Source organism: Robertmurraya mangrovi (assembly GCF_034427655.1).
GTDB classification, from domain to species: Bacteria; Bacillota; Bacilli; order Bacillales; family Cytobacillaceae; genus Robertmurraya_A; species Robertmurraya_A mangrovi.
The window spans coordinates 82,638-98,317 of sequence record NZ_JAXOFX010000001.1 but is presented as its reverse complement, the minus strand read 5'-3'; the positions used below and the strand labels follow the sequence as shown (position 1 = coordinate 98,317).

Sequence of the window (15,680 nt, the reverse complement as noted above, 5' to 3'; positions counted from 1 at the left end):
AAAACTCCATATAATATTAAAAAGCATCAGGGGTGATTTCCATGAAGGAGAAATCTTATACAGAGTTAATGAAATCCGGTGCAATGAAGAAAAAGGCAAAAGAATCTTATGTTTTAGATTTGTACATTGAAATGGTGTTGTCGGAAGCATTATTAAAAGCCGAAAAAGAAAAACTTACAGCTAAAATTGATCAAGCAATTGACCTTCGCAACAAAACTGAATTCTTGCGACTCTCAAATGAGTACAAAAAACTAACAAAGCGCTTTGGAACATAGAAAAAGAAGCAACTTCCCCTCACTCCCGAATCTGGGGGTTTATTTTTGTGTAAAGGAATGTAACCTAAAAAGAACTGTCACAAAGTAACAGCTCTAATTAGATCCTATTTATTTCTCTGCTCCAATTCATATTCCTCAATCATTGAAATTCTCTCTAACATAGTGGGATGACCATACCTAAATATTTTTACTAACAAAGGTGGATTCACTTGGCTTAATCCTGCTCGAGAAAGCTCCTGGAATGTACCTATAGCTGCTTCCGTATCGTCTGTCATCTTAATCGCATAACGATCTGCTCGAGTTTCTTGATATCTCGAAACCGTATTTGACAGTGGACTGGAGATGAACATTAACATGGAAATAATCATTAACAGTAATGGTAAAGAGCGGACATCGTTTACCTTTGTTAGTTTAAAAGAGTCTCCCCATCTAGCGATAACATAATCCATAATACGGGCTGTCAGATAAAGTCCCAGTAAGGATAAGAGTAGGTAACCCGCAATTCCGATATATAAGTGCTTTTCAACATAGTGTGCCATCTCATGTGCCATAATGAACAAAATTTGATTATCATTTAGGCGATTTAATGTTGTATCCCATAAAACTATTCTAGAATTAGAACCTATTCCTGTTACATAAGCATTTAAAGCGTTGGTCTTTTCTGCCATGTTTACTTCAAATACGTGTTCAGCTGGAATATTGGCTTCACTGGCTAATTGTAAAATTTTTGATTCTAACTCTTTATTTTTTAAAGGGTAGAAATCATTATAAAGCGGATCGATAACGACCGGTTGAAGGAACATCATAAACAAAGTAAAAGGAATGGAAATTAGCCAAGCATATAGCCACCACCTCTTAGTACTTTTATTAATAATCCAATAAAGGACAGAAACAACAATAACCATCGTACCGAAGCTTACCCAAAAATCAATTAATTCGTCCTTCATCCATGAAGAAAAGGTTTGTGTAGAAATATTATATTTTTTTGATAAAGAGTAGCTAATGTAGCCAATTGGAAAGGTTGCTATAAATGAAAAAAAGGTTAGCCAAGCTACATAGATGGTTGTCTGAAGGAATTTAAATTTTGTAGACTTGTCAGCCCAGTCTTTAAAAACTTTTGATAATCCAAACAGCAAAATGAGCAAGTAAAATATCCACTCAAAGGGTGTTGCTAAGAAAAATAAAATATTTCTAATTTTTGAGTATTCCTCACTCAAGACTAGTTCTCTTCCATTCATAAATGTTGCTGGATCTGCTTTAGAACCTTCATACTCAAAAGGTAAGCTTGTGTTTGCGAAGTAGAACAAATACCAGTATATGAAGAGTGCGTATATAACGTATGCTAATACGCCGTAAAAGCCTATTTTTCTGGCCATCCTATTCCCCCCTGAAAATTTTTTTCGGTTCACGCTTGTACAACCCTATAATTATTTTAGTTAAAATATTGATATTTAGAACTATATCTTAGCTTCTCTTAATTCCCAATAAAAAATGCTGATTCTTATAGAACCAGCAGGCAGGAAACTGTAAATAACTAGGATAACTTTAAATTTCGTCCGTTGATTTCCGCTCCAATCAACTCAGTGCTATTATCAACATGGGTATTTATAGGTTAAAAGAAATAAGAGTAAATAGATAAAACAGTAATAGAACCTAAAACGACTACTATTACATTCGCTCCTAGGTAAGCAGCAAGGAATGCAGCTGCGGCTCCTAGGAGGCCGTACCATATATCTTCTTGAATAAATAAAATGCCTGGGAATATTAAGGCACCTAATGTAGCGTACGGTACATTTTTTAGTATCCCTTGAATGAACGGAGGTAATTCTTTGCCTCGGAATAAGACAAATGGAAGCATTCTTGGAACATAGGTAACGACTGCCATTCCAATGATCATCCAAACAATTTCACTATGCAACCTCTTTCCCTCCTTGGTTACTTCTCTTCGTTGTAGAAATGAATTCCACAATTACAGCCGATAAAATGGTGGCTAATACAATAGCCCAACCGGTTGATAATACTTTTGTTAAAGTAAAGATTGTGTTAAAACTTGCTGCAAGAGCTGCTAAAAACACTACCTTCGTACTCTTTTTCATTGATGGAACTAGTAAGCCAACAAACATTGCATAAAGAGCAACAGACATGCTTTCCTGAAGAGTCTGCGGTAAGCTCCCCCCTACGATATGCCCTAGTCCAGAGTTAATCACCCAACTCGAATAGGAAACAGAAATAACTCCAAACATAAAGCCAGTTGAAACTTGCCCTTCCTTAAGTGCCGCTACAGAGAAAGTTTCATCTGTGATTCCAAAGGAATATGTCGCTTTAATTAGTGTTCGATCTTCCTCACACTTTTCATTTAGGGAAGCTGACATGAGAAAATGCCTTATGTTTACTATAAAAGTAGTCAATACAATTTCAAAGATTCCTGTTCCGAGTGTAAGTAAACTTAACGAAATGTATTGAGAGGCTCCTGCAAACACTAACAAGCTCATTAACACCGTTTCTCCAACCGTTAACCCTGTTGTTTTTGCAAGTAAACCAAATGTTATAGCGATTGGAAAATAGCCAATTCCGATACTAATTCCTGCTTGAATTCCTTTTCTAAACTCAGAAGGCACTTTTCTAGCTAATACTTCACTCATTACGTTCCACCACCTTTAACTTTTGTGATTAAAACTCCCTAGTAAAAAAGAATATTACCGAAAATTCAACTTTCTTTAGCTCCATTTAAACAGTATAATATAATAAAAGTATAGTATACTACTCATTTGATATATCATATTATACATACGTGCGTTATATTAAACAATATCTTTGGAGGAAAAAATGGAAAATATTCAGAAAAATATTGGCGAAAACTTGAGGAGCATTCGAAAAATAAGAGGATTTAGTTTAGACCAAGCATCAGATTTAACAGGAGTAAGTAAAGCTATGTTGGGACAAATAGAGCGTGGTGAATCCAATCCAACCGTGACTACCTTATGGAAAATTGCTATAGGACTTCAAGTTTCTTTTTCTTCGTTAATAAAAGAAGAACCCTCCGATGTACTCGTTGTTAAACAGAATAATATAAATCCGATTATAGAATGTGAAGGAAATTATAGAGTTTATCCAATTTTTCCATTTGACCCAAGAAAAAAGTTTGAGATATTTACTGTCGAACTCGAAATGGGTGTAGAACATACATCCGACAAACATAATGAAGGTGTCGAGGAATACGTAACGGTAACTAACGGTCAGCTAGAAATGATAATCGGTGATGAGCATTTTATTTTAACAACCGGTCAATCTATTCGTTTCTTAGCCAATAAAAGACACACATACAAAAATATTAATCAAGGAATGACTACATATCAGGCAGTTATGTATTATCCTTGATCCAGCAAAAAACACATGTTTCCATGTGTTTTTTACTATATTTGGAATCCAAAAACAACCTATATTAACACAGCACGGTCACTACTCATCTTTTCCCCTCTAATTCGCTGGAATTCAAGTAAGAGTTTTTCTACTGTTAACAGAGGCTTTTCACTTTCATCAGCATGAAAAATGATTTGGCCTTTGTCCATCATAATGAGCTTGTTCCCTAAATCTAATGCTTGTTGCATGTTATGAGTGACCATTAAAGTAGTTAACTTAAATTCTTTAACAATTTCTTTCGTCAGTTCACTAATGAGTTCTGCACGGGAAGGGTCAAGCGCAGCAGTGTGCTCATCCAGAAGAAGTATTTTTGGTTCCGTGAACGTGGCCATTAAAAGAGATAAAGCTTGCCTCTCTCCCCCAGATAAAAGCCCGACTTTAGCTTCTAGTCTATTTTCTAATCCAAGGTGTAGCATCTCTAATTTTTCTTTAAAGAACTCTCTCCTTTTTCTAGAGACTCCAAATGTAAGTCCACGCGTCTGCGTTCTTGCATAGGCAATTGCTAAGTTTTCTTCAATAGTCATTGATGGCGCAGTTCCAGCCATAGGATCTTGAAACACACGTCCAATTAATTTGGATCTCCTATGTTCTTTCATTCCCGTTACATCACGTCCATCTATTTCTACCGTTCCTATATCAGGAGTCATCTTTCCAGAAATAATGTTCATTAAAGTCGATTTCCCCGCACCATTACTTCCGATGACAGTTACAAAATCACCACTTTTTAAGCATAAATTTAAATGGTCTATTGCGATTTTTTCGTCGGGCGTACCTTCATTAAACACCTTATATATTTGATTTAACTGGAGCAAGCTTTTCACCACTTTTCTCATTTGCTGGAATTTGTATCTTCTTAGACGCTAGTAACCTATTTTTCTTTTTTTGTCGCTCTTTTTGTTGGTCAAATAACCTTGGTATAACTAATGCAGAAACAACAATAAATGCTGTAATTAACTTCATATCACCTGTTTCTAAAAATTCTACTCGTAGAGCTAAAGTAATAATGATGCGATACAAAATGGCCCCGCCTATCACCGCAAGAGTAGCTCTTATAATGGTTTTAGCACCAAAGACTGCTTCACCAATAATAACGGAGGCCAGCCCAATAATAATCATACCGATTCCCATCCCAACGTCACTGAACCCGTTGTACTGAGCAATTAACGCACCTGATAAAGCAACCAAGCCATTAGAAATCCCTAATCCTAACACTTTTAATAAGTCTGTATCAGCTGAAAAACTACGGATCATGGTTTCGTTATCACCTGTCGCTCGAATAGCTAATCCTATATCCGTTTTTAAGAACCAATCAATCATACCTTTAATGAGTAAGGCTAAAAGAGTCATAATGAATAAGATTCCCCATGTTTTAGGAACAAAATTTGCGAGCCCTACAGAACTTAACAATGTCCCCGCCATTTCATCAAGCTTTAAGCCTTGCCATAGATTCGTAATTTTCGTCATGATCGTTTCTTCTTGTAAAAGAGGAACATTGGATTTCCCCATAATTCTTAAATTAATAGAGTATAAAGCAATCATCATTAAAATTCCTGATAACAAAGGATTAATTTTTCCCTTTGTATGTAATAGACCGGTTACACACCCAGCAAGAAAGCCTGCTATTACGGCTGCTAGAGTGGCAACAATTGGGTTTGTACCACCAACTATTAAGATTGCAGCAACAGACGCTCCCGTTACAAAGCTGCCATCAACCGTCAAATCAGGAAAATCTAATATTCTAAAAGATAAATAAACTCCTAAAGCCATTAAGGCATATATAACTCCTGCTTCAACGGAGCCGAATATTGCAGTAAACATCGAATCTTCCTTTCTATCAAAAAGCACTTTTGAGACTCTTTAGGGCGATTTAAAATAAGAGGGGCTCAAACAAAAGTCGTAGCCCCAAACTCATTACTCAATAAATTCCGCTAGTTCATTCCATTCCTCTTTAATCGTAATGTTCATTTCTTGGGCTGCTTTTTTATTTATTAATAGCTTTAGATTTTGTGGATATTGTACTGGAAGTTCAGAAGGTTTCTTTTCTCCCTTTAAAATTTTGGCTGCCATTACTCCTGCTTCATAACCGATATCACCATAATCAAATCCGTAACCAGCAAATCCACCACGTTTCACTGAATCTAACTCTCCAACAAATAGTGGTAAGTCATTATCATTTGCTACTTGAACAACAGATTCTAGTGCAGATACAACTGTGTTGTCCGTGATAATATAGATGGAATCAGCTTTACCAAGTAGGGACTCAGCTGCTTGTTTAACTTCAGAAGAGTTAGCAACTGTTGCCTCTACTAGCTTCAATCCTTTAGATTCCGTTGCTTTTTTTACAAGGTTGATTTGGGCAACTGAGTTTTGTTCACCTGAATTGTAAATACATCCTATTGACTTACCCTCTGTTTGCTCACTAATAAAATTCACCATATTAGGGATAGCATCGGGATGTGTATCCGTTGTGCCTGTAATATTTTTTCCTGGCTCTTCCATTGCTTTAACCAACTGAGCACCTACAGGATCCGTAACTGATGTAAACACAATTGGAATTTCTTTCGTTGCATTTAATGCCCCTAATGCACTAGGAGTAGAATTGGCAAAAATTAAATCCACTTTATCACCAACAAAGTTATTAGCAATGGTTTGGTTATTATTTTGATCTCCTTGTGCAAATTGAACGTCGTACTTTACGTCTAAACCTGCATCTTTAAGAGCTTTTTTAAATCCTTCAAGTGCAGCATCTAAAGATGGATGCTCCACAATTTGAGTGACTCCAACCTTATACGTTTTTTCTCCACCATTTGAGGAATCACTATTTGTTTCACTTGATCCACATCCGCTTAATAACAATGTCCCCATTATACTTACGGCCGCTAGTTGCTTTAATTTTTTCAACATCCCTTTATCCCCCTTTATACACTATCTCACTTAAACGCTTTTAAGCTTTTATGCGCTAAATTATTTTAATAGAATTATATAAGGGATTAGAGAGATATACAAGTAATTTTTAAAAAATTTAAAAAACTATCATAAAAAAAGAGACCGAATAACCCTCAAAGAAAGAGTTACTCCGTCTCTTAAATCTCTAAATCTTCTTATTTCCCCTGGAAGTTTGGCTTTCTTTTTTCACTAAATGCCGCCAATGCTTCTACACGGTCTTCAGTAGGTATCGTCACTTCATATGCTTTACGTTCAATATTTAATCCTGTTTGTAAGTCTGCATTCATTCCTTGCTTAACAGCAAATTTTGCTTGTTGTAAGGCAATCGGACCGTTAGCTAACATTTGTCCCGCTAGTTCAAAGCTAGCATTCATTAATTGTTCTCTGTCTACCACTCTATTAACTAGACCGTAAGCTAATGCTTCCTCTGAACTTAACCTTTTAGCCGTTAAAATTAACTCAAGTGCTTTCGCCTGACCAATTAATCGAGGCAGCCTTTGAGTTCCACCTGCACCGGGGATAATAGCTAGACTTGTTTCAGTTAGCCCCATAGTTGTACCAGCAACAGCAATACGGAAATCGCATGACAGAGCAAGCTCCATTCCACCACCAAATGCATAACCATTTATAGCTACAATAGTTGGCTGTGGTAATTGGTCTATAGCGTTAAATACATCTCCAATTTTATATACATTTCTTTTTACTTCTTCTGGTGAAAGAGATTTTCTTTCTTTAAGATCTGCACCAACACTAAATGCTTTATCTCCACCTGCAGTAAAAATAACGACTCGAACACTTGAATCCGTGCGTATTTTCTCTACTGTATTTTGTAATTCAACTAGAGTATCGTAATTGAAGGCATTTAATGCATCAGGTCTATTTAAGGTTACAACTCCTACATGCTCTTTCACTTCAAATAAAATTGAACTCATTGTTTCCAACCCCTTTTCATTATGTATCCTTTTATTTTGCACTCTTATTCAATTCGTGACTTCCCATGAAAACCCTTTCAGTTTATTTTAAAAAGAAATATTTTATAACAAAATTTAGGCTTATCAAATATAATGAAAGAGATATTTATTTTATCATTCGAAATATTTATAATTGTTAGAAATGATTTATAATAAAAAAATAATTTTATTTCGGAGGGGATGTACTTGAGGGAGATACTCATTGGTGTATTAGCCTCTATGTTCTTTGCTGTTACCTTTATATTGAATCGTTCCATGGAGCTTTCAGGTGGAAGCTGGATTTGGAGTTCATCACTTAGATTCTTATTCATGGTACCTTTCTTATTACTCATTGTACTTTTTAGAAGAAACTTAAAAGTTGTTTTGAAAGAAATGGCTAAACATCCCTTCCAGTGGATTGGTTGGAGTTTTATTGGATTCGTGTTATTTTACGCGCCGATTACATATGCTGCAGCCTACGGACCCGGCTGGCTAGTTGCTGCAACATGGCAATTGACCATCGTTGCCGGCACTTTATTAGCCCCATTATTCTTTGAAAATATTAATACTCAAAACGGTGTAATTAAAATACGGAAAAAGATTCCTTTCACCGCATTAGGCATCTCACTCATTATCTTATTTGGGGTGGTGCTCATTCAATATAACAAAGCTTTAGATATTACCGCTACTCAGTTGTTAGTTGGAGTGTTACCTGTTGTCCTAGCAGCATTTGCTTATCCATTAGGAAATCGAAAAATGATGGAGGTATGTGGAGGAAGGCTCGATACCTTTCAACGCGTTTTTGGAATGACCTTGGCTACTGTCCCATTCTGGATTATCTTAAGTATATATGGATTTATTAAGGTAGGTGCACCCTCTACCGATCAAATCACTCAATCATTAATAGTAGCAATCTGTTCAGGAATCATCGCTACTACACTATTCTTTATTGCAACTGACAGGGTACGGGAACATCAAGGAAAACTGGCTTCAGTAGAGGCGACACAGTCCACTCAGGTTCTTTTCGTTATTGTTGGAGAAGTGCTATTACTTTCTAGCCCTTTACCTACTGGCATTGAAATAGTAGGAATTATCGTTATTACACTTGGAATGCTGTTGCATAGCTTTTATTCAAAAAGTGTCTCAGTCAAACCGAAAAAACTACCTGTTTATCCAAAGCAGAAATTTGAAGGCTAATATAGAAAAAAGAAGATTCATAACCGAATCTTCTTTTTTTACGCCGATTATTTTGTTTGTAAAACTTGTTGTTTTAATGCTCTTCTTAAAATTTTACCTGTTGTGTTTTTAGGAAGTTCTTCTAAAAATTCTACTGAACTAGGAATCTTATACTTTGCTATGTGTTCCTTACAGTATTGAAGGACATCTTCTTCTGTTAACTCAGGATTCTTACTTACTACATAACTTTTTACTGCTTCTCCTAAGTTAGGGTCTGGAACACCTAAAACGGCAACCTCAATGATATCAGGGTGACTATATAGAACTTCTTCTACTTCACGAGGATAAACATTATAACCACCTACGATAATTAAATCCTTCTTACGATCAACAATATAGAAGTACCCGTCTTCATCCATCTTTGCAAGGTCCCCTGTATATAACCAACCGTCTCGAATAGCAACAGCAGACTCTTCAGGCATTTTGTAATAGCCTTTCATCACATTTGGTCCACGAACGATTAATTCACCAACTTCGCCAACTGCCACTTCATCCCCTAGTTCATTAACAACCTTGTTTTCTACGTTGACTATAGAAGGTCCAATTGAACCAGCTTTGCGAGGTCTGTCTAGTGGATTAAAACATGTAACCGGTGAAGCCTCTGACAATCCATAGCCTTCAGAAATAAGGACATTAAACTTCTTCTCGAAGTTTTTCAATAGAGATACTGGTAAAGAAGCTCCCCCAGAAATACATAGTCTTAAAGATTGTAAGTCTTCAGGGTTACCGTCCTCATATTGATATAGATAGTTATACATAGTAGGAACACCAGCAAACACCGTTGCCTTGTATTCCTTTGTTAACCTAAATACTTCTTGCGGACTAAATCTTGGATCAATTAAAATGGTTGCTCCATTCATTAGAGGAGCATTTAGAGCTACCGTTAAACAGAAAACATGGAACATTGGCAAAGTAGTTACGACACGGTCTTCTTCACTCATGTGCAAGTAGTCTCCAACATCCTTTGCATTACTATAAAGATTTCTATGTGTTAACATAGCACCTTTTGGTTTACCAGTTGTACCTGAAGTGTAGAGAATAACGGCTACATCATCATCATCTAGTTCTGGGCCTTTATAGCTTAAATCCCCGCTTCCAACAACATGTGTAAACGCTTTTAATTTAGGATAAACAGATAGTGTACTAACATCTACACCAGATTCTTTCCCCTGAGGAGTCTCACAAACAATGTAATTTTCTACTTTCGGTAGCATGCTGTGCATTTTTTCAGCTAATGGAACTAATAAATCGAGAGCAATGACTACTTTTACATCTCCATTATTTAAGATGTAACCAATTTCATCTGGAGTGTAAATTGGATTAATTGGAATAACTGTTGCACCTAAGCGAAGTGCACCATACATACCAATAACAAAGTATGGAGAGTTACCTAATAGTAGGGCAACATGGTCTCCTTTTTTTACTCCTAATTTTTCTAAACCAGATGCAAACTTCGTGATTGCCCCATCTAGTTCTGCATATGTACTAGATTGGTCCATAAAATAATAGGCTGGCTTCATTGGCAGCCTTTTGGCTGTCTCTTGTAACTGAGAAGATAAATTCATCATCCCATCCCCTTTGGCATTGAATGAATAGTCATTCAGTTTATAATAAAAAATTTTCTAAATATATTATATTGAAAGAAAGTTATGTATTCAAGAGAAAACGCATACATAAATGAATTTTCTAAATTTTTTGTATGGTATTTCTATATTTAACTAGAAATTTATTCTATTAATATAGTCTTCTAAGCACTAACCATTACATATTAAATAATAAAATCGGCTGGTGCATTTATTTTGTCCGTTCCTTTCCGCTCCAGGCACTTGCTTTCCGCGGGGAGGAAGTCGAGCCTCCTCGACGTTCCGTCTGTGGGGTCTCGACCTTTCCTCTATATCCCGCTGGAGTCAAGTGCCTTCCGCTACAATCCACTCAGTAATTAAAAACTTTTTTGATACTCCTTACTCAAAAACCTAAAATAAAGACCGATATCAATTAATGATATCGGACCTCATAAAACCTTAGTATAAAAGATTAATAAATTCCTCTTTCTCAATGTTCCCAAAGTAGTGTTTGAGATTGACATCTGCTAGTGCCTTTTCAATTTCTGCTTTTTCATATCTTAGTCCAACGAGTTTTTCTTCGATATCGGATACGTCGCCTACTCCGAAGAAGTCTCCGTAGATTTTGCAATGATCTATCAAACCTTTATTTACTTCTAGTCGAATATCAACTTGTCCTACTGGGAAACGATGTGAGTGCTGTAGATTAAACTTAGGTGACTTCCCATAATTCCAATCCCAATTTTGATATCTTTCCTCTGACAACTTGTGAATGTTGTTCCAGTCTTCTTCTGTAAGTTTGTATTCTTGTACTTGATCTAAGCCACCGAAAATACTTTGTAGAATTAATGATTTAAACTCTTCAATTGTAATCTTTTCCGTAAGAAACTCAGATATATTAGCCACTCTGCTTCTTATGGATTTAATACCCTTTGATTCAATTTTATCTTTTTTTACTTTAAGAGCAGATACTACACTATCAATCTCGGAGTCAAATAGTAACGTACCATGGCTGAACATTCTACCTTTTGTGGAGAACTGGGCATTGCCAGATATCTTTCTACCCTCAGCTAATATATCATTCCTTCCGCTTAACTCTGCATTTACTCCAAGCTGTTTTAAAGCCTCAATTACTGGTTCAGTAAATTTCTGAAAATTATGGAAGCTTTCTCCGTCATCTTTTGTTATAAAACTAAAATTTAAATTTCCTAAGTCATGATAAACCGCTCCGCCACCAGAAAGGCGGCGGACAACATGAATGCCCTGTTCTTCAACATATTCCGTATTAATTTCTTCAATCGTATTTTGGTTTTTTCCAATAATAATGGAAGGCTCATTTATGTAAAAAAGTAAGTACGTTTCGTTTATATCTAGATTTTTCAGTGCATATTCCTCAATAGCTAAATTAATCTTTGGATTAGTAATCCCTTTATTATCAATAAATAACATCTTTATTTCTCCTTACAGTTCAATTGTTTGTCCATACTCTGCTAGTGAAACGGATCCATTATATTTTTGAGATGCTTCAGTAATTAAGTCAGGTAAATTACCGTAGTGTGGCAAATGTGTTAGAACTAGCTGCTTTACAGCTGCCTCGCTTGCCAAATGACCTGCATCATGACTATTCATATGTCCCGCATTTTTCCCATCTTGATTTGAATAGAAATTGCATTCGCATAAAAGTAAATCTGCATTTTTACTAAAAGGGATAAATCCCTCTTTAAATGATGTATCGGCAGTATAGATAATGGACTTACCAGCCGCTTCAAAGCGCATTGCATAACAAGGCACTGGATGATTGGTCATTAAAAATTGGATTTGAAAAGGTCCTACTGTCAATGTTCCATTTGGATCATAAGGGGTTCCTTTTGTAATATCTTTATATGTAAGTTTTGCGAATTCAGGTTCATCGAGAGTATGAGCATAAATAGGAAGAGTCTCCATTTCCTTTCCTAAGAAGCCTTGTATCAGCCTTGCATGTTGCAATACTCCTATATCGGCAATATGATCCGGGTGATAATGTGAAAGGATAACTGCATCTAGTTCTTCCGGCTGTATGAAATTTTGCAATTTAGATAGGACACTACTTCCACAATCCACTAATAAATGAAAACCCTCATGTTCAAGTATGTAACCAGAACTAGCTTCATTGGCTTTAGGGTACCCTCCCCAACTCCCAATAGTAATTAGTTTCATTGTATTACCTCCTCTAATTTTCACTTCTGTATCATTAAGCAGAATTAACTATCTATAAATAAATTTCTACCTTAACTATATTTGATTATGCCTATTTTTGCATTTTTTATGATAAGGATCTTGTTAACTTTTTACCAGGTTCCGAAAGATTTGCTTGTCCTTCTAATACATCATTGCAATATTTCCGAACCAATTACTAAAATTAGGTTTAATATTTTCGTATTTCCAGCAAAATAGGTGTTTTATAACAGTTTCACAAAAACATTGACATTTTATAATCTGTTATAATACAATAATAGTAATAACAAAACATCTCAAACTATTGGAGGTCAAAAGCTATGATTCAAAGCATCGTTGAGTTTTTTAAGAATTTACCACCAAAAGAATGTGTAAAATGTGGCAACAAGATTGAAGAACAACATGAGTGTTACGGCAATCAATGTGACAGCTGCATGGGTGTAACAGATATCTAATTTTTTACAACAAAAAGACTGAATATTCATATATCTATTACGACCAGCCAAATGAATCTTGACTGGTTTTTTTCTAGAAATTCAAAAAGGAGAATCCAGTAATTGGATTCTCCTTTTCATTATCATTATTTACTGATATAGTCCAATACTTTCTTGACCGCTTCTTCCCCTTGATCAATACAGTCTGGTAACCCTAGTCCTTCAAAAGAACTTCCAGCTAAAAATACACCAGGCAGTTCCTTTGTTACCTGTTCTTTTACCTTCGCAATGCGATCCTTATGACCAACTGTATATTGAGGCATGGAGTCTTTCCAACGTGTAACAACAACCAACTCCGGATCCATCTCAATATTCATCGTCTTATTTAAGTCCTCAAGAACAATTTTTACAATCTCATCATCTGACAACTCAACAACCGCTTCGTCTCCAGCTCTACCAACATAGCAACGTAATAACACTTTACCTTCCGGTGTAGAATGTGGCCATTTTTTATGTGTCCAAGTACAGGCAGTAATCGTATAATCACTGTTTCTCGATACAACAAATCCTGTACCTTCAATATCTTTTTTGATTGCTTCTTTAGGGAATGATAAAGCAACGGTAGCTACAGAAGTTGACGGCATACGTTCAAACACATCAAAAAAGTCATATTGTGAAAAAATCGCGCTCGTTACATGATGTGGCGTGGCAGCGATGATGCTGTCCGCACGCATCGTTTCTCCACTATTAATGGACAATTCATATCCACTTTCCGTTTTACGAATTCTTTCTACTCGGTGACCTTTGATAACCGACCCTGGTTCTAATCTTCTTTCAACTTCATCTACAAATGATTGTAGACCTTTTTTGAAAGTAAGGAATATTCCCTTATCCTTACCTGTAGAATTAGGGCTTTTCTTAGGTGCAGGTGTAGCTTTCTTCATACCTAGGATTAAACTTCGATATTTTTGTTCTACTTGATAAAATTGAGGGAAAGTCGACATTAAACTTAACTGATCAATGTCACCGGCATAAATACCAGATAATAAAGGCTCAATTAAGTTTTCTACTACCTCATCCCCCAGTCTGCGTCTAAAAAATTCCCCGAGTGATTGATCCTCGGCAGGATTAGATTTTGGTAGAACAAAGTCAGCAGCAGCTCTTAACTTGCCCGTGGTAGAGAATAAACCAGTTGATATGAAGGGAGCAATTTGTGTTGGAATCCCCATAATAGAACCACCAGGCATTGGATGAAGTCTTTCTTTTACTAATACGTAAGATTTTCCTGCCGTATTGTTTACTAGTTGATCTTCCATTCCAACTTCCTTAGCAAAACGAGAAGCACTTTGTTTACGCGCTAGAAATGAATCCGGCCCTTTCTCAATAACAAAGCCATCCTTAACAAGTGTCTGTATTTTACCCCCAAGACGATGTGTTGACTCAATGAGAGTTACTTCTAAAGGTAGACTCTTCTCTCGTACTTCTTTTTGCAAGTAGTATGCTGCTGTTAGCCCCGTGATTCCTCCCCCGATTATCACAACCTTCTTTTTACCTTCCACCACTGTTAATCGCCTTCTTTTCTATTAAAAATGGGCTGTTCCTGTTTCATTTGTTGTTTCTATGAAAGAAAGGCACCCTTTATAAAAATACAAGTGCCTCCTTCACTTTTTATAAACAACCATATGTTTATTGAACTAGCCTTAAAAATTATTTTCCAAGCTTATTTAAAACAACTGTAGCCATTGCATCGATAAACAACTCTTCGGCATTAGGCATTTCTGGACGGTAGTAGCTAACTCCTAACTCATCCGTTACAACTTTACATTCATAATCATTATCATATAAAACCTCTAAATGGTCAGATACAAACCCAACTGGAGTATAAACAAATGCTTTATATCCATGCTCTTCATATAGTTCCCTTGTTAAATCTTGAACATCCGGTCCTAACCAAGGTTCTGGGGTATTCCCTGCACTTTGCCAACCAACAGCATAGTTTGAAACTCCAGCGCCTTTTGCAATTAGATCTGCTGTTTCTTGTAGCTGATTTGGATACGGGTCACCTGATTGTAGTATTTTCTCTGGGAGACTATGTGCTGAAACTATTAAAACTGCACTCTCCTTTTCCTCTGTTGGCATCGTTTCAAAAGTTGCCTTCACTTTATCAACCCAGTACTGAATAAATTTAGGCTCATCATACCAACTTTCAACAGAATTGATTTGAGGTCCACCTAGGCGTTCAGCTTCTTCCTTCGCACGACCATTATAAGATTTAACACTAAATGTTGAAAAATGAGGTGCTAAAACAATGCTTACCGCTTCTTCAATTCCATCTTCATGCATTTGTTTAACAGCATCTTCAACAAAAGGTTCAATATGTTTTAACCCAAGATACATCTTGAATTCAATTTCATCTTGAATAGCATTTAAATGTTCTTCAAGACTTTTAGCTTGGTCTAATGTAATACTAGCAAGAGGAGAAATTCCTCCAATTGCTTCGTATCTATCTCTTAAATCTTCTAGCATCTCCGGTGACGGCTTTCTCCCGTGGCGGATATGCGTATAATAACGCTCTAAGTCCTCTTCTTTATATGGAGTTCCGTAAGCCATTACTAGTAAACCCATTTTTTTCTTTGTCATTTA

At 36.2% G+C, this 15,680-nt stretch carries 16 protein-coding genes; 4 read left to right on the top strand and 12 right to left on the bottom strand.

The annotated features are described in order from the left end of the window. Positions 1–41 precede the first annotated feature (41 nt). A complete protein-coding gene (locus SM124_RS00620) occupies positions 42–275 on the top strand; it encodes an IDEAL domain-containing protein (RefSeq protein ID WP_322444548.1) in 234 nt (77 codons plus the stop codon). Positions 276–379: 104 nt separating this feature from the next. Here the strand turns inward: SM124_RS00620 and SM124_RS00615 are convergent, their stop codons facing one another. The 3 genes from SM124_RS00615 to SM124_RS00605 form a co-directional block, all read right to left on the bottom strand. Beyond that, positions 380–1,651, bottom strand: coding sequence for a M48 family metallopeptidase (locus SM124_RS00615; RefSeq protein ID WP_322444547.1), 1,272 nt, complete (start codon positions 1,649–1,651; stop codon positions 380–382). Positions 1,652–1,887: 236 nt separating this feature from the next. Then, positions 1,888–2,193 (bottom strand): AzlD domain-containing protein, encoded by a 306-nt coding sequence (locus SM124_RS00610; protein WP_322444546.1) that lies wholly within the window; start codon positions 2,191–2,193, stop codon positions 1,888–1,890. Next, a complete protein-coding gene (locus SM124_RS00605) occupies positions 2,186–2,917 on the bottom strand; it encodes an AzlC family ABC transporter permease (RefSeq protein WP_322444545.1) in 732 nt (243 codons plus the stop codon). The genes SM124_RS00610 and SM124_RS00605 overlap by 8 nt, the downstream gene beginning before the upstream one ends. A gap of 184 nt (positions 2,918–3,101) precedes the next feature. Between SM124_RS00605 and SM124_RS00600 the strand changes: the two genes are divergently transcribed. Then, positions 3,102–3,653, top strand: coding sequence for a helix-turn-helix domain-containing protein (locus tag SM124_RS00600; RefSeq protein WP_322444544.1), 552 nt, complete (start codon positions 3,102–3,104; stop codon positions 3,651–3,653). 59 nt (positions 3,654–3,712) lie between these two features. On the opposite strand, the gene SM124_RS00595 is transcribed toward SM124_RS00600, so the two are convergent. From SM124_RS00595 to SM124_RS00580, 4 genes are all read right to left on the bottom strand, one after another. Continuing rightward, positions 3,713–4,507: an ABC transporter ATP-binding protein gene (locus SM124_RS00595; RefSeq protein ID WP_322445028.1), complete on the bottom strand. Its 795-nt coding sequence runs from the start codon at positions 4,505–4,507 to the stop codon at positions 3,713–3,715. Then, positions 4,482–5,513, bottom strand: a complete 1,032-nt coding sequence (locus tag SM124_RS00590; protein ID WP_322444543.1) for an ABC transporter permease — start codon at positions 5,511–5,513, stop codon at positions 4,482–4,484. Before SM124_RS00590 ends, SM124_RS00595 begins: the two co-directional genes overlap by 26 nt. A gap of 93 nt (positions 5,514–5,606) precedes the next feature. Next, complete coding sequence (locus tag SM124_RS00585) at positions 5,607–6,599, bottom strand: ABC transporter substrate-binding protein (protein WP_322444542.1); 993 nt, start codon at positions 6,597–6,599, stop codon at positions 5,607–5,609. Between the two features lie 197 nt (positions 6,600–6,796). Next, positions 6,797–7,573 carry an enoyl-CoA hydratase-related protein gene (locus SM124_RS00580; RefSeq protein ID WP_322444541.1) on the bottom strand — a complete coding sequence of 259 codons (777 nt, stop codon included), beginning with the start codon at positions 7,571–7,573 and terminating at the stop codon, positions 6,797–6,799. 225 nt (positions 7,574–7,798) lie between these two features. On the opposite strand from SM124_RS00580, the gene SM124_RS00575 reads away from it, so the two are divergent. Then, on the top strand, positions 7,799–8,788 hold the full coding sequence (locus tag SM124_RS00575) for a DMT family transporter (protein WP_322444540.1): 990 nt from the start codon (positions 7,799–7,801) through the stop codon (positions 8,786–8,788). Between the two features lie 47 nt (positions 8,789–8,835). Here SM124_RS00575 and SM124_RS00570 read toward each other — a convergent pair whose 3' ends face one another. From SM124_RS00570 to SM124_RS00560, 3 genes are all read right to left on the bottom strand, one after another. Continuing rightward, on the bottom strand, positions 8,836–10,392 hold the full coding sequence (locus SM124_RS00570; RefSeq protein ID WP_322445027.1) for a fatty acid--CoA ligase family protein: 1,557 nt from the start codon (positions 10,390–10,392) through the stop codon (positions 8,836–8,838). Between the two features lie 456 nt (positions 10,393–10,848). After that, complete coding sequence (gene lplA / locus SM124_RS00565) at positions 10,849–11,838, bottom strand: lipoate--protein ligase (RefSeq protein ID WP_322444539.1); 990 nt, start codon at positions 11,836–11,838, stop codon at positions 10,849–10,851. Between the two features lie 12 nt (positions 11,839–11,850). After that, positions 11,851–12,585 carry an MBL fold metallo-hydrolase gene (locus tag SM124_RS00560; protein WP_322444538.1) on the bottom strand — a complete coding sequence of 245 codons (735 nt, stop codon included), beginning with the start codon at positions 12,583–12,585 and terminating at the stop codon, positions 11,851–11,853. 338 nt (positions 12,586–12,923) lie between these two features. Here SM124_RS00560 and yhfH point away from each other — a divergent pair, with 338 nt between their 5' ends. Then, on the top strand, positions 12,924–13,058 hold the full coding sequence (yhfH, locus tag SM124_RS00555) for a protein YhfH (protein WP_322444537.1): 135 nt from the start codon (positions 12,924–12,926) through the stop codon (positions 13,056–13,058). A 125-nt stretch (positions 13,059–13,183) separates the two neighbouring features. Here the strand turns inward: yhfH and hemY are convergent, their stop codons facing one another. Both hemY and hemH read right to left on the bottom strand, forming a co-directional pair. Beyond that, complete coding sequence (hemY, locus tag SM124_RS00550; RefSeq protein ID WP_322444536.1) at positions 13,184–14,599, bottom strand: protoporphyrinogen oxidase; 1,416 nt, start codon at positions 14,597–14,599, stop codon at positions 13,184–13,186. 145 nt (positions 14,600–14,744) lie between these two features. Further along, complete coding sequence (hemH, locus tag SM124_RS00545; protein WP_322444535.1) at positions 14,745–15,677, bottom strand: ferrochelatase; 933 nt, start codon at positions 15,675–15,677, stop codon at positions 14,745–14,747. Positions 15,678–15,680: the final 3 nt, after the last annotated feature.

Coding starts and splice junctions, on each gene's coding strand:
- SM124_RS00620 (WP_322444548.1), top strand. CDS start 42: ATGAAGGAGAAATCTTATACAGAGTTAATGAAATCCGGTGCAATGAAG.
- SM124_RS00615 (WP_322444547.1), bottom strand. CDS start 1,651: ATGGCCAGAAAAATAGGCTTTTACGGCGTATTAGCATACGTTATATAC.
- SM124_RS00605 (WP_322444545.1), bottom strand. CDS start 2,917: ATGAGTGAAGTATTAGCTAGAAAAGTGCCTTCTGAGTTTAGAAAAGGA.
- SM124_RS00600 (WP_322444544.1), top strand. CDS start 3,102: ATGGAAAATATTCAGAAAAATATTGGCGAAAACTTGAGGAGCATTCGA.
- SM124_RS00590 (WP_322444543.1), bottom strand. CDS start 5,513: ATGTTTACTGCAATATTCGGCTCCGTTGAAGCAGGAGTTATATATGCC.
- SM124_RS00585 (WP_322444542.1), bottom strand. CDS start 6,599: ATGTTGAAAAAATTAAAGCAACTAGCGGCCGTAAGTATAATGGGGACA.
- SM124_RS00580 (WP_322444541.1), bottom strand. CDS start 7,573: ATGAGTTCAATTTTATTTGAAGTGAAAGAGCATGTAGGAGTTGTAACC.
- SM124_RS00570 (WP_322445027.1), bottom strand. CDS start 10,392: ATGAATTTATCTTCTCAGTTACAAGAGACAGCCAAAAGGCTGCCAATG.
- lplA (WP_322444539.1), bottom strand. CDS start 11,838: ATGTTATTTATTGATAATAAAGGGATTACTAATCCAAAGATTAATTTA.
- SM124_RS00560 (WP_322444538.1), bottom strand. CDS start 12,585: ATGAAACTAATTACTATTGGGAGTTGGGGAGGGTACCCTAAAGCCAAT.
- yhfH (WP_322444537.1), top strand. CDS start 12,924: ATGATTCAAAGCATCGTTGAGTTTTTTAAGAATTTACCACCAAAAGAA.
- hemH (WP_322444535.1), bottom strand. CDS start 15,677: ATGACAAAGAAAAAAATGGGTTTACTAGTAATGGCTTACGGAACTCCA.